This window comes from Desulfobulbus elongatus DSM 2908 (assembly GCF_000621145.1).
Lineage (GTDB): Bacteria > Desulfobacterota > Desulfobulbia > Desulfobulbales > Desulfobulbaceae > Desulfobulbus > Desulfobulbus elongatus.
In genome coordinates this window covers 24,466-43,726 of record NZ_JHZB01000028.1, presented here as the reverse complement: position 1 = coordinate 43,726, position 19,261 = coordinate 24,466, and the positions used below count along the sequence as shown (strand labels likewise).

17 protein-coding genes are annotated in these 19,261 nt (G+C 63.0%); 5 read left to right on the top strand and 12 right to left on the bottom strand.

Features of this window, described 5'->3' with window-relative positions:
* Positions 1 to 62: 62 nt before the first annotated feature.
* Together Q362_RS0113340 and Q362_RS0113335 are read left to right on the top strand one after the other, a co-directional pair.
* Positions 63 to 362 (top strand): hypothetical protein, encoded by a 300-nt coding sequence (locus tag Q362_RS0113340; protein ID WP_157470121.1) that lies wholly within the window; start codon positions 63 to 65, stop codon positions 360 to 362.
* A gap of 31 nt (positions 363 to 393) precedes the next feature.
* On the top strand, positions 394 to 1,089 hold the full coding sequence (locus Q362_RS0113335; RefSeq protein WP_028319095.1) for an RHS repeat domain-containing protein: 696 nt from the start codon (positions 394 to 396) through the stop codon (positions 1,087 to 1,089).
* Here the strand turns inward: Q362_RS0113335 and Q362_RS0113330 are convergent.
* From Q362_RS0113330 to glmS, 5 genes are all read right to left on the bottom strand, one after another.
* Positions 1,037 to 1,669, bottom strand: coding sequence for a TetR family transcriptional regulator (locus Q362_RS0113330; RefSeq protein WP_028319094.1), 633 nt, complete (start codon positions 1,667 to 1,669; stop codon positions 1,037 to 1,039). The two genes, Q362_RS0113335 and Q362_RS0113330, sit on opposite strands and share 53 nt — an antisense overlap.
* A gap of 50 nt (positions 1,670 to 1,719) precedes the next feature.
* Positions 1,720 to 3,162 (bottom strand): efflux transporter outer membrane subunit, encoded by a 1,443-nt coding sequence (locus Q362_RS0113325; protein ID WP_028319093.1) that lies wholly within the window; start codon positions 3,160 to 3,162, stop codon positions 1,720 to 1,722.
* 1 nt (position 3,163) lies between these two features.
* Positions 3,164 to 6,331: an efflux RND transporter permease subunit gene (locus tag Q362_RS0113320; protein ID WP_028319092.1), complete on the bottom strand. Its 3,168-nt coding sequence runs from the start codon at positions 6,329 to 6,331 to the stop codon at positions 3,164 to 3,166.
* Between the two features lie 13 nt (positions 6,332 to 6,344).
* On the bottom strand, positions 6,345 to 7,541 hold the full coding sequence (locus tag Q362_RS0113315; RefSeq protein ID WP_035216739.1) for an efflux RND transporter periplasmic adaptor subunit: 1,197 nt from the start codon (positions 7,539 to 7,541) through the stop codon (positions 6,345 to 6,347).
* A 542-nt stretch (positions 7,542 to 8,083) separates the two neighbouring features.
* Complete coding sequence (gene glmS, locus Q362_RS0113310; protein WP_028319090.1) at positions 8,084 to 9,928, bottom strand: glutamine--fructose-6-phosphate transaminase (isomerizing); 1,845 nt, start codon at positions 9,926 to 9,928, stop codon at positions 8,084 to 8,086.
* A gap of 219 nt (positions 9,929 to 10,147) precedes the next feature.
* Here glmS and pyrE point away from each other — a divergent pair, with 219 nt between their 5' ends.
* The 3 genes from pyrE to Q362_RS0113295 are packed head-to-tail and all read left to right on the top strand — an operon-like array spanning position 10,148 to position 11,348.
* Positions 10,148 to 10,714: an orotate phosphoribosyltransferase gene (pyrE, locus tag Q362_RS0113305; protein ID WP_028319089.1), complete on the top strand. Its 567-nt coding sequence runs from the start codon at positions 10,148 to 10,150 to the stop codon at positions 10,712 to 10,714.
* Entirely contained in the window at positions 10,711 to 10,881 is a 171-nt protein-coding gene (locus Q362_RS24090) for a dual CXXC motif small (seleno)protein (RefSeq protein WP_169737426.1), read from the top strand. Before pyrE ends, Q362_RS24090 begins: the two co-directional genes overlap by 4 nt.
* Complete coding sequence (locus Q362_RS0113295) at positions 10,881 to 11,348, top strand: PilZ domain-containing protein (RefSeq protein WP_028319088.1); 468 nt, start codon at positions 10,881 to 10,883, stop codon at positions 11,346 to 11,348. Before Q362_RS24090 ends, Q362_RS0113295 begins: the two co-directional genes overlap by 1 nt.
* Here Q362_RS0113295 and hflX read toward each other — a convergent pair.
* The 7 genes from hflX to Q362_RS0113260 all read right to left on the bottom strand — a co-directional run bounded on the left by hflX (position 11,345) and on the right by Q362_RS0113260 (position 18,975).
* Positions 11,345 to 12,823, bottom strand: coding sequence for a GTPase HflX (gene hflX, locus Q362_RS20660; protein ID WP_281172889.1), 1,479 nt, complete (start codon positions 12,821 to 12,823; stop codon positions 11,345 to 11,347). The genes Q362_RS0113295 and hflX overlap by 4 nt on opposite strands.
* A gap of 216 nt (positions 12,824 to 13,039) precedes the next feature.
* Positions 13,040 to 14,422: an asparagine--tRNA ligase gene (gene asnS, locus Q362_RS0113285; RefSeq protein WP_281172888.1), complete on the bottom strand. Its 1,383-nt coding sequence runs from the start codon at positions 14,420 to 14,422 to the stop codon at positions 13,040 to 13,042.
* A gap of 54 nt (positions 14,423 to 14,476) precedes the next feature.
* Positions 14,477 to 15,325, bottom strand: a complete 849-nt coding sequence (locus tag Q362_RS0113280; protein WP_028319086.1) for an LpxI family protein — start codon at positions 15,323 to 15,325, stop codon at positions 14,477 to 14,479.
* The gene (gene lpxA, locus Q362_RS0113275; protein WP_028319085.1) at positions 15,318 to 16,115 is read right to left on the bottom strand and encodes an acyl-ACP--UDP-N-acetylglucosamine O-acyltransferase; all 798 of its coding nucleotides are present in this window, start codon (positions 16,113 to 16,115) and stop codon (positions 15,318 to 15,320) included. The genes Q362_RS0113280 and lpxA overlap by 8 nt, the downstream gene beginning before the upstream one ends.
* Before the next feature lie 65 nt (positions 16,116 to 16,180).
* Positions 16,181 to 16,636, bottom strand: a complete 456-nt coding sequence (gene fabZ / locus Q362_RS0113270) for a 3-hydroxyacyl-ACP dehydratase FabZ (RefSeq protein WP_051554316.1) — start codon at positions 16,634 to 16,636, stop codon at positions 16,181 to 16,183.
* Positions 16,633 to 17,694, bottom strand: a complete 1,062-nt coding sequence (gene lpxD, locus Q362_RS20655; protein WP_035216721.1) for a UDP-3-O-(3-hydroxymyristoyl)glucosamine N-acyltransferase — start codon at positions 17,692 to 17,694, stop codon at positions 16,633 to 16,635. Before lpxD ends, fabZ begins: the two co-directional genes overlap by 4 nt.
* Before the next feature lie 108 nt (positions 17,695 to 17,802).
* Complete coding sequence (locus Q362_RS0113260) at positions 17,803 to 18,975, bottom strand: exo-beta-N-acetylmuramidase NamZ family protein (RefSeq protein ID WP_245590227.1); 1,173 nt, start codon at positions 18,973 to 18,975, stop codon at positions 17,803 to 17,805.
* Between the last annotated feature and the right edge of the window lie 286 nt (positions 18,976 to 19,261).

Below are 19,261 nucleotides of genomic sequence, written 5' to 3'. Positions count from 1 at the left end.
TTTTTATTACATCTTTTATTTCCTGTGTAATCAAAGATGAGTCGAACCTCTATGGTACTTACGTGGCCGATTACGATATTGCCAAGGAGAAGCTAATACTCAACAAAAACGGCACTTTCATTCAGGAAGTGATGCTCAAGGTAACATCCAAAGTAGACACTACAAAGGGAGCGTGGGTTTACGATCCTAATACAAGATATGTGAAATTTACTAATAACTATATGCAAGTGCTGAACGGTTTTAAACAATTAAACCCAGAGTATAGCAAAAACCTCACGTCTGCATCTTTTCCTGTTAACAGCTTTTGGGGGAATATAATGATAGAATTTGCTGAAGGGGTCTTTTACGAAAAAGCCCAGTAGGGCGAGCGTAGCCCCCCATCGTGCCCGCCGTTTGTCGTCTTCTCCCCTCGCGTCAGCGACAAACAATACCGCCATTGAGGATGCCCTCGGCCATACGGTCAAGAGGGAGTTCGATGGCCAGGACCACGTTATCCGGACCGTCGATCCACGCGCGAACGTCACCTCCTCCCTCTATGACGGCAACCATAACCTGACCCGGGCCACCGACGCCCTCGGCAAGACCTCGCACTTCACCTACGACGCCCTCCATCGGCTCACCGATACCGCCGACCCGCTCGACCACCGCAGCCACAACGTCTACGACAGCGAACATCACCTGGTTCAGAGCACGGTCTATCCCGCCGCCGGCAGTTCGGTGAGCATTGCGAGGGCCTATTACAACAACGGCCAGTTGCAGACCAGCCGGGACGGCAGGGACGTGGCCACCACCCTGACCTATGACAGCCTGGGCAACCCGGCCACCAGCACGGTCGGCAGCCATCCGGCGGTGACCTACACCTATGACGCCATCGGCAGGATGACCGCACTGACCGATCAGGCCGGGGCGACGGCCGCCCACGCCCATTTTCCCGTCAGTCTCTGCATGTCGCTCCTTCCGGCGCAGCACGGTCCCCGCACCGGCCGGCCTCAGCGCAACGAGCGGGCACCGCTTGCGCACCGGGGCTGCGCGTTCCCTAGCCGCGTTCCCGGAACCCGGTCCGCAGCATCTGGACCATTCCCTCGATAAACTGCTCCCCTTCCTTTTGGATGTCGAAGAGGTCCGGAGTCATGATCCAGTTGGCGATCAGGCCGTACACAAAGGCCAACACGCTGATCGCTCCTTGCCGGACATCGAAATCCGGCGGCAACTGGCCCCTTTCCTTGGCGTTGTTCAGGGTGATCTGGATTCCCCGCAACCGTTCCCGTCGTTTTTGGGCATGGCGCTGGCGGATGGCCTCGGTTTCCCTGCTGCGGTCGCTGTCGTCGAACAGCAGCCGGAACAGTTGCTGCAGGCGCTGATCCTCCACCAGGCCATTGAAAAAGGACAGATAGAGCTCCTTCATCTTGCCGAGCGGGTCGGGCTCGTTGGGGTCTTCGCTTGCCTGGGTCAGGGGGGCGTAGAGCGACAGCACCTGGTCCCACAGGGTGTTGAGCAGGCCGGTCTTGTTGGCGAAATGCCAATAGATGGCACCGCGGGTCACGCCGGCCTCGCGGGCGATGTCATCCAGCGAACTCTGCGCCACGCCTTTGACGGCAAAAACCCGGACCGCCGCATCCAGTATGTTGTTTCGTGTCTCCTGCGCTTCCTGCTTCGTTTTCCGGGCCATGTCCCTTCGCTCAGTTCCGGTCCGTCTTTGCTACGGGCAACGCCTGCGCATCAATTTTCCGTTTTCACGCCGCCGCCCAGGGCCTTGTACAGGGAAACCAGATTGGTCAGCCGGGTCAGGCGCACGCCGACCACTCCCTGCTGGGCGCTGTACAGCGAGCGCTGGGCGTCGAGCACGGCGAGATGGCTGTCCACGCCCTTGGCGTAGCGTTCCCGTGCAAGGAGGTACCGTTTTTCCGTGGCCTCGCGCAGGGCCTGCTGGGCGGCCAGCTGCCGCTCGACGTTGCCGCGCTGGACCAGGGTGTCGGCCACTTCGCGGAAAGCGGTCTGGATGGCCTTTTCATACTGGGCGATGGCGATATCCCGGTCGATCTCGGCCACCTGGAGCTGGGCGGCGCGGGCGCCGGCATCGAAGATCGGCAGATCGATGCTCGGCGCGAAGGCCCAGGAGCCGGACCCGGTGGAAAAGAGGCCGGACAGCTCCTTGCTGCCCGATCCCAGGGAGCCGACCAGAACGATTCTCGGGAAGTAGGCGGCCCTGGCCGCGCCAATGTTGGCATTATACCCTTTCAGTACGTTTTCCGCCTGGAGGACATCGGGACGCCGCAGCAGGATCTCGGAGGACAGCCCCGGCGTGATCCCTTCGAGCGTGGCCACTTCGTCGGTCAAGCTGGCGGGCAGCAGGTCGGCGGGGACCTGCGCGCCGACCAGCAGGTTGAGGCTGTCCTCGTCTTGGGCCACCTGGGTGGAAAACCGGGCCACATCCACCCGCGCCGATTCGACCTGGGTCTGCGCCTCGCGCAATTCCAGTTCCGAGGAGGCCCCCAGCTCGAATCGCTTTTGGATGAGCCGATAGGACTCCTCCTGCGTCTTCATGGTCTCCTCGGCCAATTGCAGCAGCTCCCGGTCCGCCGCCAGGGTCAGGTCAGCGGCGGCGATTTGGGCGATCAGGCTGATCCGCGCGCTCCGCTGCGCCTGCCCGGTGGCCAGGTACTCCTCCAGGGCCTGGTCCTTGAGACTGCGCAGCCTGCCGAACAGGTCCAGTTCGTAGGAGGTGACGCCGAGCCCGACCGTGTACTGGTGGATTTTTTCCGCTTCGCCCGAACTGGAAAAATCCGCCGGCTGCCGCTGAAAGTTGCCGGCACCCTCGGCATCCACCTTGGGCACGAGTTCGGACCGCTGGATACGGTATTGGGCCTGGGCCCGCTCGACGTTGAGCGCCGCCACCCGCAGGTCCCGGTTATGGACCAGGCCCATGGCGATGACCTTTCTGAGCCGGGGATTGAGATAGAAATCCTGCCAGGGGATGTCGGCGGCGTCCTGCTGCCCCGATGCGGCCGGCTCTCCGGGAACGCCGGCATCCTTCTGCCAGGAGGTCGGCACCGGTGCGGCGGGCCGGTTGTAGGAGGGAGCCAGGGTGGAACAGCCGACAAGGCCGCCGCAGAGGCTGAGCATCAAGGACAAAACGATCGGGATACGCTGAATTCGCTGCATGTCAGTGCGCCTCCGGTCCATTGCCGGACGAAGGAACCGGCGCGGTCTGTTTCCTGTGTTGCCTGCCGAACAGACGCGAGATGAGGACAAAGAAAAAGGGAATGAAGATCAGGTCGATGAAGGTCGCCGACAGCAGGCCGCCGGTGACGGCGGTGCCGATGGCGTTCTGCGCGGCCGCCCCCGCTCCCTTGGTCAGGGCCAGCGGCAGGGTGCCGAAGAAAAACGCCAGCGAGGTCATGATGACCGGACGAAGCCGGATCTTCACCGCGGTCAGGGTCGCCTCGACCAGCTCGTGTCCCTGCCGCAACTGCTCCTTGATGAACTGGATGATCAGGATGGCGTTCTTGGTCGACAATCCGACCGTGGTCAGCAGGCCGATCTGGAGATAGACGTCGTTGGGCAGAACCCGCAGGGTCACGGCCGTGACCGCGCCCACCAGGCCCAGCGGCAGCATCAGCAGGTTGACGAAGGGGATGGTCCAGCTTTCGTACAGGGCGGCCACGGCGAGGAACACCACCAGAAGCGAGATGGCGTAGAGGGCGGGCGCCTGTGCGCCGGCACTTTTTTCCTCGTAGGAGAGCCCGGTCCATTCGTAGCCGATGCCGTTGGGCAATTGGGCCACCATCGCCTCGACCTCGGCCATGGCCTCGCCGGTGCTGATACCGGGCGCGGCCTGGCCGAGAATCTCCACCGACGGAATGCCGTTATAGCGCTCCAGCCGCGGCGAGCCGTACTGCCAGTGGGCGGTGGCAAAGGCGGAAAACGGCACCATTTCCCCCTTGCTGTTGCTCACATACCAGTGGTTGAGGTTCTCCGGCAGCATGCGGTACGGGGCATCGGCCTGGAGATAGACCTTCTTCACCCGGCCGTTCTGGATGAAGTCGTTGATATACGACCCGCCCCAGGCCGTGGCAAGGACCTGGTTGATATCCTGGGACGAAATGCCGAGGGCGCCGGCGCGGACATCGTCGATCTCCAGTTTGAACTGAGGCGAGTCGTCCTGGCCGTTCGGCCGGACCGCCACCAGTTTCGTATTTTTCGTGGCCATGCCCAGCAACTGGTTCCGCGCCTCCATCAGCTTCTCGTGCCCCAGGCCGGCGCGGTCCTGCAACTGGAGATCGAAGCCGTTGGCCACGCCCAGCTCGATGACGGCCGGCGGCGAGAAGGCGAAGGCCAAGCCGTCGCGGAATTCCGCGAAGACCTTCATGGCCCGGGCGGCGATGGCGGACGCCTTCCTCTCCGGGCTCTTCCGCACCTTCCAATCCCTCAGCTTGACGAACGCCAGGCCCATGTTCTGGCCGCGGCCGGCAAAGCTGAAACCGGTCACCGCGACCACGCTTTCCACGCAGTCCTTCTCCTCGACAAGAAAATGCTGTTCCAGTTGGCGAACCAGCCGGATCGTCCGTTCCTGGGTCGCTCCGGCCGGGAGCTGCACCTGGCAGATGATGAATCCCTGGTCCTCGTCGGGCAGGAACGCAGTGGGCAGGCGCAGGAAAAAATGGGCCATGATCAGGACGATGATCCCGTACAGCGCCAGATACCGCCATTTTTTCCCGAAGGAGCGGCCGACGATGCCTTCGTAGGCGGTGCGGCAGAAATCGAAGCACCGGTTGAACCAGCGGAAAAATTGGCAGAACGGGCCGCATTCTCCGGGAGCGTGCCCCTTTTCGATGGGCATCAGCAGGGTGGAGCAGAGGGCCGGGGTGAGGATCATGGCCACCATCACCGAGAGGATCATGGCGGCGATGATGGTGATGGAAAACTGGCGGTAGATGACGCCGGTGGAGCCGCCGAAGAAGGCCATGGGCAGGAAGACCGCCGTCAGCACGGTGGCGATGCCCCACAGGGCGCTGGTGATCTGGTCCATGGACTTGATGGTGGCGTCGCGGGGGGACAGCCCTTCCTCGGACATGATCCGCTCTACGTTCTCCACCACCACGATGGCGTCGTCGACCAGAAGGCCGATGACGATCACCAGGGCGAACATCGTCAGGGTGTTGATCGAATACCCGGCCGCCGCCAGCACCCCCATGGTCCCGAAAAGCACCACCGGCACCGCGATGGTCGGGATGAAGGTGGCCCGGAAGTTCTGCAGGAACAGGAACATGACGACAAAAACCAAAAAGACCGCCTCGATGAGGGTCTGCACCACCTCCTCGATCGATATCTTGACGAACGGCGTGGTGTCGTACGGATAGACGACCTTCACGCCCGGAGGAAAATACTGGGATAGCTCGTCCATCTTGGCCTTGATCCGGTTGCCGGTCTCCAGCGCGTTGGCGCCGGCGGCGAGACGAATGGCCATGCCGCCCAGCGGCTTGCCGTTGTAAAACGACTGGAGTTCGTAGTTTTCCGTGCCGATCTTGCATTCGGCCACATCCTTGAGCCGGACGATGGAACCGTCGCTGTTGGTCTTGAGGACGATGGCATCGAACTGCTCTGGGGTCTGGAGCAGGGTGCGGGCGGTGATGGTGGCGTTCAACTCCTGGCCGCCGACCGCGGGCAGGCCGCCGAGCTGGCCGGCAGAGACCTGGGCGTTCTGGGCCTCGAGGGCGGTGATGACATCGTTGACCGTGAGGTGGTAGCTGGTGAGTTCGTTCGGGTTCACCCAGATCCGCATGGCGTTCTGGGTGCCGAAGATGAGCAGTTCGCCCACGCCGTCGAGCCGGCTGACGATGTCCTGGACATTGGACACCAGGTAATCGTTGAGGCCGTGGCGGTCCATGGTGCCGTCTTCGGAAACCAGGCCGACGATGAGCAGAAAGTTCCGGGTCGACTTGACCACCGCGATCCCTTGCCGCTGGACCGCCTCGGGCAGCAGCGGCACGGCCAGTTGCAGTTTGTTCTGTACCTGCACCTGGGCGATGTTGGGATCGGTGCCCGCCTTGAAGGTCAGGGTGATGGAGACCGACCCCGAGGAGTCGCTGGTGGAGGACATGTAGATCAGGTTGTCGATGCCGTTGAGCTTCTGCTCGATCACCTGGGTCACCGTGTCCTGCACGGTCTGCGCCGAGGCACCGGGATAGGTGGCGTTGATGGCGATCTGCGGCGGCGCGATCGCCGGATACTGGGAGACCGGCAGCCTGTGGATCGACAACAGACCGGTCAGCATGATCATGATGGCGATGACCCAGGCGAAGATGGGACGATTGATGAAAAAACGAGCCATGTTCAACCGCTCCTCAGGGCTTCATCGCCGTTGTCTGACTGTCTGCCGCCACAGCCTTGCCCACGAAAGGCACCGCCTTGACGGCGACGCCCGGCCGGATTCGCTGGACGCCTTCCACAATGACCCGGTCACCGGTCTGCAAACCGTCGTTCACCAGCCAGGCATCGCCTATCGCCCGCTCGGCGTCGATCAGCCGCTGCTCCACCACCTCGTTCGTTCCCACCACCAGGGCGGTCGCCTGACCGGCGGTATTGCGGCTCACGCCCCGCTGGGGCACCAGCATGCCCTGCTCGCGGACCCCTTCCTGGACGATGGCGCGGACAAACATGCCAGGGAGCAGGAACTGATCCGGATTGGGAAACTGGGCGCGCAGGGTGACCGACCCGGTGCTCTGCTCCACCGACACCTCGCTGAACTTGAGAATACCCGCATGGGAATAGGCCCCCCCGTCTTCGAGCAACAGCCGGACCTGGGCCTGGCCCTGTCCCCCGTCCTTCAGCTCGCCGCGGGCAAAACTCCTTTTCAGCCGGAGCATCTCGGCGCTCGACTGGGTGACATCGACGAAGACCGGATCGAGCTGTTGAACAAGGGCCAGGGGCGTCTCCTGATTGGCCGTCACCAGGGCACCCGGTGTGACGGCGGAGCGGCCGATCATCCCGTCGATCGGCGCGGTGACGCGGGTGTAGGCGAGGTTGATTTTTGCCGTTTCCAGGGCGGCCCTCCCACTTTCGATATCGGCTTCCGCCTGCTTGAGGGCGGCCGCGGTATCGTCGTATTCCTGCTTGCTGACCGCATCGATGGTCACCAATTGCCGGTAGCGCTCCTCCTTTTTCCGCAGGGAGAACGCATTGGCCTCGGCCTTGGCCAGGGCGGCCCTGGCGCTGGCCACCGCTGCCTGGAAGGTGGCGGGATCGATCTGGTAGAGGACGTCGCCGGCCCTGACATGCCCCCCCTCCTCGAACAGTCGTTTCTTGATGATGCCGCCGACCTGCGGTCGGACTTCCGCCACCATCTGGGCCGATATCCGGCCGGTCAATTCCGTGGTCAGGGTGACCTGTTCCGGCTTGACGACAACGACTCCGACCTCGGGCGGTCCCTTGGTTGCCGCCGCTCCTCCCGGAGGCGACGCCTGCTTGCAGCCGACCGCTGTAAGCACGCCAACCAACCAGCCACACATCACCAGCATCCTGAACGAATTCGCGATATTCATCATCGAGACAACCTTGCAAAGAAGACAACGGGGTTTCCTACGAAATACGCCCTGCAGTGGGCCAGCGTTTCCACGCTCCCCGCCCAGGAGAAATTGCACACAGCTCTATACATACATTCATGCATGTATGCAAGGGGAGAGTAGCAAGGCGCCTCCGTGTACCGAGAGCGGGTTTGCCGGACACCACTGCCGCCACCTATCTATAAAAAGTTAGTGAAAAGAAAGAGTAGATAATATTCTGCCGAATTTCGCATGCGAAAATACCAACAAAGGCAAGGAACAGGTAGACTGATCCTCTTGAATTATTGCTTAATTCTCCCGGACTGTCCCCCTGCTTGTTGCCAGGGACATGCCATGAAAACATTCGCATGAACTGAAACATAGTGACCAAGCGGAGACGACGAAACCCTTCTCTCCCAAAAAAAGAACCTGAGGGGGAAAACCCTCAGGCAAAAAAACGGCGACCGGGAAAGGAATGCGCTCCTCGCTCCCTCACCATCCCAACACTCCCCTCGGCCACCTGCTTGACTCGTCAAGCATGCTTATTCCACCGTCACGCTCTTGGCCAGGTTGCGCGGCTGATCGACATCGCAGCCGCGCCGATTGGCAATTTCATAGGCGAGCAACTGGGCCGGGATGGTATAGAGCAGCGGATTGAGGTCTTCCATCACATCGGGAAGGTACAAAACATCGTCGGTCAGGGTGGACAGGTGCTCGTCACCACTCGTGCCGAAGAGCACCAGCCGCCCCTGCCGGGCCTTGATCTCCTCGACATTGGAAACCGTCTTGAGGTACACCGAATCCCTGGGCACCAGGGCCACCACCGGCATTTCCCGGTCGATCAGGGCGATGGGACCATGTTTCAATTCGCCGGCGGCATATCCCTCGGCGTGGATATAGGAGATTTCTTTCAGTTTCAGCGCCCCTTCGAGGGCGATGGGGAAGTTGAGCCCCCGGCCGACAAAGAGAAAATCCTTGGCCTCGTAGTATCCCTCGATCAGCGCACTGATTTCCGTCTGCAACCTGGGCAGTTCGGTGGCGATCACCTCGGCAATGTCGATCAGGGAAAGTCCCAGTTTTTTCCGGGTGATCGGGTCAATGGTCTTCCGGGTCTGGCCGAGATACAGGGTAAGGAGAAAGAGCGCCGCCAACTGGCTGGTGAAGGCCTTGGTCGAGGCCACGCCGATTTCGGGACCGGCGTGGGTGTAAATGACGCCGTCGGCTTCCCGGGTCATGGTGGAGCCGACCACGTTGCAGACCGTCAGCACCCTGGAGCCCAGTTGTGCCGCCCGGCGTATGCCCGCCAGGGTATCGGCGGTCTCTCCGGATTGGGAGATGGCGATGGTCAGGGTCCGCTCGTCAACCAGCAGCCGGCGATACCGGAATTCCGAGGCGATATCCACTTCCACGGGAATGCCGACCCATTTCTCGATCCAGTACTTGGCAATCAGGGCGGCATGCCAGGAGGTACCGCAGGCGACCAGGGCGATGCGGTCGATGGCGTCGAGCGTCGCATAGTCAAGCCCGATCTCGGGCAGATCGACGAATCCCGTGTCGGGTACGATCCGGCCGCTGACCGTGTTGAGAATGGCCTGGGGCTGCTCGAAGATCTCCTTGAGCATGAAATGGCGGAACCCGGCCTTTTCCGCCATCGAGGCGTTCCAGTCGATCAGGGAAACGGGCTTGGCCAATTCGGAGCCGTCGTCGATCTGCTGAATCGTGTATGTCCCCCTGCCCAACACCGCCATTTCCCGGTCGTTGAGAAAAATGACCTCCCTAGTGAACGGCAGCAGGGCGGGAATGTCGGAGGCGATATAGCAGGCATCGGCGGCCACGCCCATGACCAGGGGGCTGTGGTTGCGGGCCGCGACCAGCAGCTCCGGCTCCCCGGCCCAGAGCACGCCGATGGCGTAGGACCCTTCCACCAGGGTCAGGGCGGCGCGGACCGCCGCGACCAGATCCCTCTTCTCTTTGAGGCAGTCCTCGATCAAGTGGGCCAGGACCTCGGTATCCGTCTCCGAGGTGAACACGTGGCCCTTGGCCATTAATTCCTTTTTCAGCGCGTTGTAATTTTCAATGATGCCGTTATGAACAACGACCAACTCGCCGGTGCAGTCGGTATGGGGGTGGGCATTGCCCTCGGTGGGGGCGCCGTGGGTCGCCCAGCGGGTATGCCCCAGGCCGATGCCGCTGGCCACACCGATGTATTCGTCGACCACGGCCTCGAGATTGGCCAACTTCCCTTTCGCCCGATACCGCACCAGTCTGTTGTCGAAGGAATACACCAGCCCGGCGGAATCGTAGCCGCGATACTCGAGCCGCCGCAATCCCTCCAGGAGGATGGGAACCACCCTTCTCGTCCCGACATAACCAACTATTCCACACATATATTCTTCCTCATGAATGGGTTGCGTCACACACCTCGATGGTGGCCCCAGTATCCACGACGATGCGGCAAAATGCAAGCCGGAAGAAAGAGGGGCGGCGACAGCGTCCGCAGTTTTTCCTGTTCCCTGCGGCCGATGGGCACCGGCCGAGAAATCCTTTTGCGAAAACACGAAAACAAGGTATCTTTTTTCCCCCAACCCAAGCGCAAGGATACCCCCATGAACGAACGACAACGTCTGAAAGAACTCCTCCTGCACAAATCCTACCGGCAGGGCACCTTCACCCTGACCTCGGGCAAGACGTCCGACTTTTACGTGGACGGCAAGCAGACCACTCTGGATGCCGAGGGCGGCTATCTCTGCGGCCGCCTCCTCTTCGACCTGATCCGGCAACATCCGGAACCCTTTGTCGGTGTGGGGGGCATGACCCTGGGCGCCGATCCCCTGGTCACCGCGGTTTCCCTGGTCAGTTATCTGGAAAAATCGCCGATCCCGGCCTTCATCGTCCGCAAGGAGGCCAAGGGGCACGGTACCGGCAATTTCATCGAAGGGAAGAGCAACCTGAAGCCGGGCGGGCTGGTCGCGCTGGTCGAGGACGTGGTCACCACCGGTGGCACCCTGGTGCAGGTCATCGAGCGGGTGGAAAACGAAGGATTCAGAGTCGGCCTTGTGGCGACCATCGTCGACCGGCAGGAAGGTGGTGCCGAATTCCTCGCCGCCAAGGGCTATCCCCTCAAGGCAGTCTTCACCCGCGAACAACTCATAGGCGAGGCACGGCACACGTGAAATGCAAGGAATGCGGTCAGCCGTTGCAGGTTCTGCGAAGATGCCGCCAGGTCCGCCTGCAGTGCAGCGGCTGTAAGAAGGAATACCAGATCCACGAGGTCGCCGCCGATCTCGATCCGAAAACGGAAGCGGAACTGGAACGGTTCACCTGCATCATCTACGACTGATGCCGATGCAACCCCTCATGGTCCATGTGCGCGGCGACAACAGGGCCACCCTGACCTGCCCGGCATGCGGCTGCGTCAAGCACTTCTCGGCCGAACCGTACCGCCACGGGCGGCACACGATGACCGTGCGGTGCAGTTGCCGGGAAACCTTCCCGATACTGCTCAACTTCCGCCGCCATTTCCGCAAGCCAACCGATCTTCCCGGAACCTATACCGTCATCGGCGGCGGGGGCGGCATCATCCAGGTGAACAATCTCTCGCGCAGCGGGGCCGGGTTCACGGTATCCGGAGTGCACCGCATCGAAAAAGGTCAGGAAATTCTGATCGAATTCCAACTCAACGACAAAAAGAAAACCGTACTGAAGAAGCAGGCCGTGGTCAGATCGGTGCGGCAGAACGCCATCGGTTGCGAATTCAAAGACACCGGCGAGATGGACAAGGCCCTGGGATTTTTTCTCCAGGATTAAGCGACCTCCCCATTTCGCGGCGGCACCGGCCCGGCCGCGCCCAAGCTCCCCCGCAGCATCTCCTGCGCCCGCACCAGCAGCGGGCCCAGCGTCCCCTCGTCCAGGGCGCTGATTCCCACCCCTTCCCCGGAGATTGCCATCTGCACCCGCTCCTCCGGCGACACCCGGTCGATCTTGTTCAACACCTTGAGACAGGGGATGGCATCTAGGCCCAACTCGGCCAAGAGCCCTTCCACCACCCCGACCTGCTGCCGCCAGGCCGGATTGGACACGTCGACCACGTGGAGCAGCAGATCGGCCTCGAACAATTCTTCCAGAGTCGATTCAAAGGCCTTGAGCAGATCGGCGGGCAGATGACGGATGAAGCCGACGGTGTCGGTGATGATCACCTCCATGTCCTCGGGAAAACGGAGCCGGCGGCTGGTGGGATCAAGGGTGGCGAAGAGGAGATCCTCGGCCTGGATCTCGCTCTTGGTCAGGGTGTTGAGCAGGGTCGATTTGCCGGCATTGGTGTAGCCGACCAGGGAAATCACCGGCACGTCGCGCTTGCGCCGCCGGTTGCGGCGGTGGTAGCGCTGCTCGCCCACGGCCTTCAGTTCTTTGCCCAGGCGGGTGATCCGGTCGTTGATCCGCCGCCGGTCGATCTCCAGCCGGGTCTCGCCGGGACCGCGGGCGCCGATGCCGCCGGTCAGGCGCGAGAGGGCGTCGTCGCGGGTGGTGAGTTTGGGCAGCATGTATTTCAGCTGGGCCATCTCGATCTGGAGCTTGCCTTCGCGGGAGCGGGCCCGGCTGGCAAAGATGTCGAGGATGAGCTGGGTGCGGTCGATGACCCGCAGATCGGTGTGATCGGTGACCGAACGGATCTGCGAGGGGCTGAGTTCCTGGTCGAAAAGGAGCAGATTGGCGCCCAGGCGCAGGCTCATCAGCACGATCTCCACCAGTTTGCCGCGGCCGAGGATGAAACGGGGATGGATGTGCTTGCGCCGCTGGATCACCCGGGCTAGGACCTCGACCCCGGCGGAGCGGGCCAGCTCGACCAACTCGGCCATGGATTCCTCGGCCTCGCTCCGTGGGCCGGTGGTCACCGACACCAGGATGGCCCGGTCCTTGCCCCGGTCGACCTCGCGCACCGGCCGCTCGCGGACGAATTCCTCCTCCAGGGCCTCGATCAGGGCGATGCAGGACTGCGACTGATTGGCGGGATGCACCGGCGGCAAGGCGGCCCAGTCGCGGCCGTCGACCGGGCGCGGCATGAGATGGACCGCGTGGAGCACATCCGGCAGGCCGTCTTTTATGGTGAGGATCGCCATCAGATCGAGCCGCAGACAGGCCAGGTCCATGATGTCCTCCTCGCTGACCCCGGAAGCGCCGCCCAGCATGGTGTGCACGCAACGCAGGCCGCGCAGACGGCCGCCGGCGGTGCCGACCTGGGCCAGGGCCGGAATGGTGATGCGGTCGTAGTCGCCGACGATCACGGTTTCGATCCGGCCGGACCGATGGATCAGCAGGCCGATCTGGCGATTGAGGTCGGTGGACAGGGCGGCCAGTGACCGGGCGGTCTCCCGGCCGACGATCTCGTCGGGCGCGACCTTTTTCTGGGCGAGCCGTTCCAGATCCCGCAGTTGCTTGGGTTTGAGGCCGTTGGTGTTTCCGGTGACCGTCGAAATGGCGAACTCCTTTCAGGAAGAAGATCAGCAGGGCGCGCTCCCCGGCGTCCGGGGAAAGGGGATGACGTCGCGGATATTCTGCATGCCGGTGACGAACTGCACCAGCCGTTCGAAGCCCAGGCCGAAACCGGCGTGGGGCACGGAGCCGAACCGGCGCAGATCGAGATACCAGCCGTACTGCTCCATGTCGAGGCCGGCCGCCGCCATCCGGGCCGCCAGCACCTCGTACCGCTCCTCGCGCTGGCTGCCGCCCACCAGTTCGCCGATGCCGGCCACCAGGATGTCCATGGCCGCCACGGTCCGGCCGTCGTCGTCCAGACGCATGTAAAAGGGTTTGATCGCCTCCGGATAGTTGGTGACGATCACCGGCGCCTGCGCCACGTCCTCGCAGAGGTAGCGCTCGTGCTCGGCCTGGAGATCGACGCCCCACCGGACCGGGAAGGCGAAATCGCGACGGGCGTGCGCAAGCTCCGTCACCGCCTCGGTGTAGGTGAGGTGGACGAACGGGCGATCGCGTACCTGGGTCAGCCTGTCGATCAAGCCCTTGGCCACGTGCTGGTCGAACAGGGCGAGATCCTCGGCGCATTCGGTCAGCGCCGCGGCGACCAGCGCCTTGATCATGGTCTCAGCCATGGCCATATCGCCGCCCAGGTCGCAGAAGGCCATCTCCGGCTCCAGCATCCAGAATTCGGCCAGATGCCTGCTGGTGTTCGAATTCTCCGCCCGGAAGGTCGGGCCGAAGGTGTAGACCCGGCCGTGGGACAGGGCGAAGATTTCCGCCTGCAACTGGCCGCTGACCGTCAATCCGGCCCGCCGCCCGAAAAAATCGGCGGCAAAGGGATCGGCCCCCTGCATCTGGCCGGGTTCGAGGGTGGTGACGGTGAACATTTCGCCCGCGCCCTCGCAGTCCGAGGTGGTGATCACCGGGGTCTGCACCTGGATGAAGCCCTGCTCGTGAAAGAAGCGGTGAATGGCGAAACAGAGCGCGCTGCGGACCCTGGCCACCGCGCCCAAGGCGTTGGTCCGGGGACGGAGGTGGGCGATGGCGCGGAGAAATTCAAAGCTGTGCCGCTTTTTCTGGAGCGGATAGGTTTCGGGGTCGGCCCAGCCGATCACCTCGACGGCTTCGGCCCGGACCTCCACCGCCTGGCCCTTGGCCGGCGAAGCCACCAGCGTGCCGCGGACCCGGAGCGAGCAGCCGGTGCTCAGTTTCTTCACCTCGGTCTCGTAATTGGCGAGGCCCTCCTCGGCGAGCACTTGCAGATTGGCCAGGCAGGAGCCGTCGTTGAGTTCAAGAAAGGCGAGGCTGCCCGAGTCGCGCCGGGTGCGCAGCCAGCCGTTGACCTCGACTACGCTTCCCACCGGCTGCTGCCGCAGAATATCGACAATCCGCGTCATTGCCGCCATGGCATCTCCTCCTGTCCGGTTGCGCGTTCCTGTGCGGTTGCCCATCGCCCCCGCTCAATACACCGGTTCGCCCTGTTCGTCCTCGCTGAGGCCGACCACCACCAGCCCGGCCCGGTCGGCCGCCGCCACCATGGCCGCCCGGTCGAACAGCAGCGACTGGCCGGCCTCCACCGCCAGCACCGCCCCCCTGACCGCCGCCAGGGTCTCGACGGTCCGCACCCCGGTGGCCGGTAGGTCGAAACGAAAATCCTGATTGGGCTTCTTCAGCTTCACCACCACTGCCCCGGAACCGGCCAATTCCCCGCCCCGGCGGATGGTGGCGTCCGTGCCTTCGATCGCCTCCACCGCCAGCACGCTGCGGCCGCGCACCACCACGCACTGGCCGATGTCGAGCCGGCCCACCTCGCGGGCGATGGCCCAGCCGAACCGGATATCCTCCATCTGTTCGACCGAGGGTTTCTTGCGGGTGAGCACGCCTCTCGGAAAAAAGAGATGCTCCAGATAACAGGTGGAGGCCAGCACCCGGATGCCCTCTTCTTCCAGGGTGGCGGCCACGGCGCGGAGGATGGCGTCGTCCTGGCGTTTGTCGATCTTGCCCCACAGGGTCAGGCCCTTGAAGTCGGGCAGGATGTCGTGGAAGATCCGGGTTTTGGTGATGGTGCCGGCAAAAACGGTCTCTTGCACGCCTTCCTTGCGGAAATGGGAAATGATCTTCCCCAGTTGGCCGAGCTTGACCCAGAAGGTGACATCCGCCGCGTCTGCCAGTTCGGCCATGGTCTCGTTGACATGGGCGATGGCCACCACTTTGCGGCCCCTCGCCCGCGCCGCCTCGGCGAACAGGAGCGGGAACTGGCCGCCACCGGCGATCAGGCCGATGGGCGTTGTCCCGTTCGCCTCAGTCATCCAGGGTCCGCTTGACCACGCCGCGCTTGCTGGAATGGAAGAACTGCACCATCTTCTGCACCTCGGCGCAGTCGCGCATCTCCTCCTCCAGCTTTGCCAGCGCATCCTTGAGCAGGATTTCCGGCGAACGGAACAGGATTCGGAACGCCTCTTCGAGCTGTTTGATGGTCTCCCGGTCCATGCCGGCGCGGCGCAGGCCGATCTTGTTGATGCTGGCGATGCGCATCTGGTTACGGGTCCCTTCCATGATTACATAGGGCGGCACGTCGAGGCCGATACCGGACATGCCGCCGATGTAGGCGTAGTCGCCGATGCGGCAGAACTGGTGCACCGCCACCAGGCCGCCCAGGTTGGCGTGGCTGCCGATCTCGACATGCCCGGCCAGGGTGGCGACGTTGGCCATGATCACGTGGTCGGCGATGACGCAGTCGTGGGCGATATGGCAATAGGCCATGATCATGTTGTTGTCGCCGATCAGGGTCTTGCCGCTGGCCTTGACCGTGGCCCGGTGGATGGAGACGTACTCCCGGATCTGATTGCCGTCGCCGATGATCAGTTCGGTCGGCTCCCCATTGTAATGGATGTCCTGGGGCGGGCCGCCGATGGTGGCGAAGGAGCCGATGGTGTTCCGCGCCCCCAAAGTGGTATGGCCGCTGACCACGGCATGGGCGCAGATTCTGGTTTCCGGGCCGATCCTGACCGGGCCGTCGATGACGGCGTAGGGTTCGACGGTCACCGAACTGTCGAGTTCCGCTCTGGGGTCGATGACCGCTGTGGGATGTATGGGCATGAGGAGCTATCCTAAAAAGAGAAAGGCGGCGAGATGGACGGGCCGCCCGAAGAGACCTGAACGCATCAGGTGAAACTGGCCATCAATTCCGCTTCTGTGGCCAATTGGCCGTCGACCAGCGCATGGCCGGCCATCTTGATCACCCGGCCCTTCTGCTTGAGCATCTCGAGCTTGAGCACCAACTGGTCGCCCGGCCGGACGATCCTGCGGAAACGGGCCTTGTCGACCCCGGCGAAATAGGCGAGGCGGCCGATCATCTCCTGGTCGGAAAGACAAACCAGGATGCTGCCCACCTGGGCCATGGCCTCCAGGATGAGCACGCCGGGCATGACCGGTTCCCCCGGAAAATGTCCCTGGAAAAACGGCTCGTTCATGGTGACGTTCTTGATGCCGGTGATGGTTTTGCCGCGTTCCACCTCGACGATCCGGTCGACGAGGAGGAAGGGATACCGATGCGGCAGAATCGCCATGATGCCCTTGACATCGATGGGTACTTGTATATCAGACGCTGCTGTCGTCATTCTTGTTCCTCGCGTGGTGTGGATGCAAGCAGACCGCCGAGCCGGTCTACCTCCTTGCGCAGGCGCCGCAGTTCCCTGACCATCTCCGGCAATCTGCCGAAAGCGGCGGCGGCGCGTCCCCAGCTCTTGACCTCGATGGCCGGGGTGCCGCCGACCAGCGCGCCCTTGGGCTGGCTGTTGTGGATGCCGCTCTTGGCGGCGGCCATGACCTGATCGCCCAGATGCAGATGCCCCGCAACCCCGGCCTTGGCGCCGAGCACCACGTTGCGGCCCAGGGTGGTGCTGCCGGCGATGCCGACCTGGGCCACCAGGATCGAGTTTTCCCCGACCTCCACGTTATGGCCGATCATGACCAGGTTGTCGATCTTCGCGCCGGCCTTGATCCAGGTCACCCCGAAGGCGGCCCGGTCGACGCAGGAGTTGGCGCCGATCTCGACATCGTCGTCGATCCGCACCGTGCCCACCTGCGGTTTTTTGTGGTGCGCACCCATGCGGTCGGTGGCGAAGCCGAAGCCGTCGCTGCCGATCACCGCGCCGTGATGCAGCACCACCCGCCTGCCGATGGTGCAGCGCTCGGCCACCGTCACATTGGCATGGATGACGGTGTCGTCGCCGATGACGGTGTCGCTGCCGATCACCGCGCCGGCATGGATGGTGACCCGCTCGCCGAGCACCACCCGGTCGCCCAGGGCCACCAGCGGGCCGATGCTCACCTCGGCGGGGATGGTGCAGCCTTCCCCCACCACCGCCGTGGGATGAATGCCGCGGGCCCGGAACGGTTCGGCCAGGAGAAAGGCGTGGATGCGGGCGGCGGCCACCGCCGGTTGCTCGGCCACGATCACCGGGATGGGCAAGGGGCCGGCATCCGGCGGCACGATACAGGCCGAGGCCCGGCACTGTTCCGGCAGCGGCAGGTATTTGTTATCGAGGACAAAGGTGATCTCGCCGGCCTGGGCATAGTCGATGCCGTTGAGGCCGCGAACGATCAGCTCAGGGTCGCCGTCAACCCGGCCGCCCACCAGTTCGGCGAGTCGCCGCAGGGTACATTCACGGGGCACGCGCACACTCCTCCGGATAAAGATCCTGTCGAAAAAACAAGGGGATTTCCTCTGTTTCCCCCTATTTTTTTTGTATGCCAGAGGGAAGGGAAAATACTGTACTTTGCCTCAATCGTAAAGCAAAACAGCACGGCGCCGTTCCCGGTATTCGTCCAGGTCCCGCTGCCAGCCGCGTTCCAACTCGACGACCGGCACCCCGGCCTCCAGGTGCTCGCGCACGGCCCGGTCGCCGATGATCAGGTCCATGGGCAGCCGCTCGAACTCGTATTCATACGGCGGTGGCTTGTAGGCGAACTGTCCGGGATAGAGACGGTACATGGCCTGCAACAGGGCCAGGCTGGTGCGGTACGGCCGGAAGGCGTCGGCATCGGTCACATGGATCTGGAAGCCGGTGCAGACTTGGCCCATCCATTTTCCCGAAGTCGGTTCGAACCGGAGCGGCCGCAGGACGCAGCCAGGCAGGTCGATGGTCCGGAGGACGCCCTGCACCTCGCCATGATCGAGAAACGGCGCGCCGAAGAGTTCAAAGGGCAGGGTCGTGCCCCGGCCCTCGGAGATATTGGTGCCCTCCCAGATGACCTGGCCCGGATAGACCAGGGCCGTGGCAAAGGTCGGCATGTTGGGCGAGGGAAAGACCCAGGGCTGGCCCGTGTCCGGAAAGAACATGTCGCGCCGCCAGCCCTCCATCCGCACCACCTCCAGGTCGGCGCCGATGGCCAGTTCCCTGTTGCACAGCAGGGCCAGCTCGCCCAAGGTCAGGCCGTGCCGCATGGGAATGGCGCATCGGCCGACAAAGGAGGCGCAGTCGGGACGCAGGATATTGCCCTCGACCAGATGTCCGCCGATGGGATTGGGCCGGTCGAGAATCATCACCTTGACGCCGGTTGCCGCCGCGACCTCCAGGCAATGGACAACGGTCCAGATAAAGGTGTAGACCCTGGTGCCGACATCGATCAAATCCACCAGCAGGACATCAATATCGGCGAACATCGACGGAAAGGGCTTGCGCGTCTCCCCATAGAGCGAATAGACCGGCAGGCCGGTCGCGGCGTCGAGTCCGTGGCCGGATTCGACCATGTTGTCCTGCTTTTCGCTGAAAAACCCGTGCTGAGGCGAGAAAAGACAGGTCAGTTGATCAGGATAGACCGCGCGGAGCACGTCGCGGCCATGCACAAAATGCCGGTCGGTCGAAGCCTGATTCACCAGGAGTCCCAGCCGCCTGCCGGCAAGGAAAGGATGACCGGCTCGACAAAGCCGCTCTATTCCGGTTGCGATACCCACGCGTCCTCTCAATATATATGGCTGTAACGGATGCGGATACATCCCATGCCGGATGTTTTTAGCGGACCGCGTCCCCTTCGTCAAGCGGCCCAACGATTCCGGGTGCCATCGCCCCGTTTCCGGTCGTCCTCGATCTCCACCGGCGGGGACACCCGGAATATGTAGTCGATGTCGGTGAAATGCCGACAGTCATGCGCCCCGAAAGGACTTTTCAGAGCGCCGGCCACCAGAAAATCTCCATGACGCCATAAAAAAGTGCAAATTTTTTTCTTCACACAAACTAATT

What these genes read in the sequence shown, in the direction of transcription:
- glmS (WP_028319090.1), bottom strand. Translation starts at nt 9,928, where the DNA reads ATGTGTGGAATAGTTGGTTATGTCGGGACGAGAAGGGTGGTTCCCATC.
- Q362_RS0113280 (WP_028319086.1), bottom strand. Translation starts at nt 15,325, where the DNA reads ATGACTGAGGCGAACGGGACAACGCCCATCGGCCTGATCGCCGGTGGC.
- Q362_RS0113315 (WP_035216739.1), bottom strand. Translation starts at nt 7,541, where the DNA reads ATGAATATCGCGAATTCGTTCAGGATGCTGGTGATGTGTGGCTGGTTG.
- pyrE (WP_028319089.1), top strand. Translation starts at nt 10,148, where the DNA reads ATGAACGAACGACAACGTCTGAAAGAACTCCTCCTGCACAAATCCTAC.
- fabZ (WP_051554316.1), bottom strand. Translation starts at nt 16,636, where the DNA reads ATGACGACAGCAGCGTCTGATATACAAGTACCCATCGATGTCAAGGGC.
- Q362_RS0113325 (WP_028319093.1), bottom strand. Translation starts at nt 3,162, where the DNA reads ATGCAGCGAATTCAGCGTATCCCGATCGTTTTGTCCTTGATGCTCAGC.
- Q362_RS0113295 (WP_028319088.1), top strand. Translation starts at nt 10,881, where the DNA reads ATGCCGATGCAACCCCTCATGGTCCATGTGCGCGGCGACAACAGGGCC.
- lpxA (WP_028319085.1), bottom strand. Translation starts at nt 16,115, where the DNA reads ATGCCCATACATCCCACAGCGGTCATCGACCCCAGAGCGGAACTCGAC.
- asnS (WP_281172888.1), bottom strand. Translation starts at nt 14,422, where the DNA reads ATGGCGGCAATGACGCGGATTGTCGATATTCTGCGGCAGCAGCCGGTG.
- Q362_RS0113320 (WP_028319092.1), bottom strand. Translation starts at nt 6,331, where the DNA reads ATGGCTCGTTTTTTCATCAATCGTCCCATCTTCGCCTGGGTCATCGCC.
- Q362_RS0113330 (WP_028319094.1), bottom strand. Translation starts at nt 1,669, where the DNA reads ATGGCCCGGAAAACGAAGCAGGAAGCGCAGGAGACACGAAACAACATA.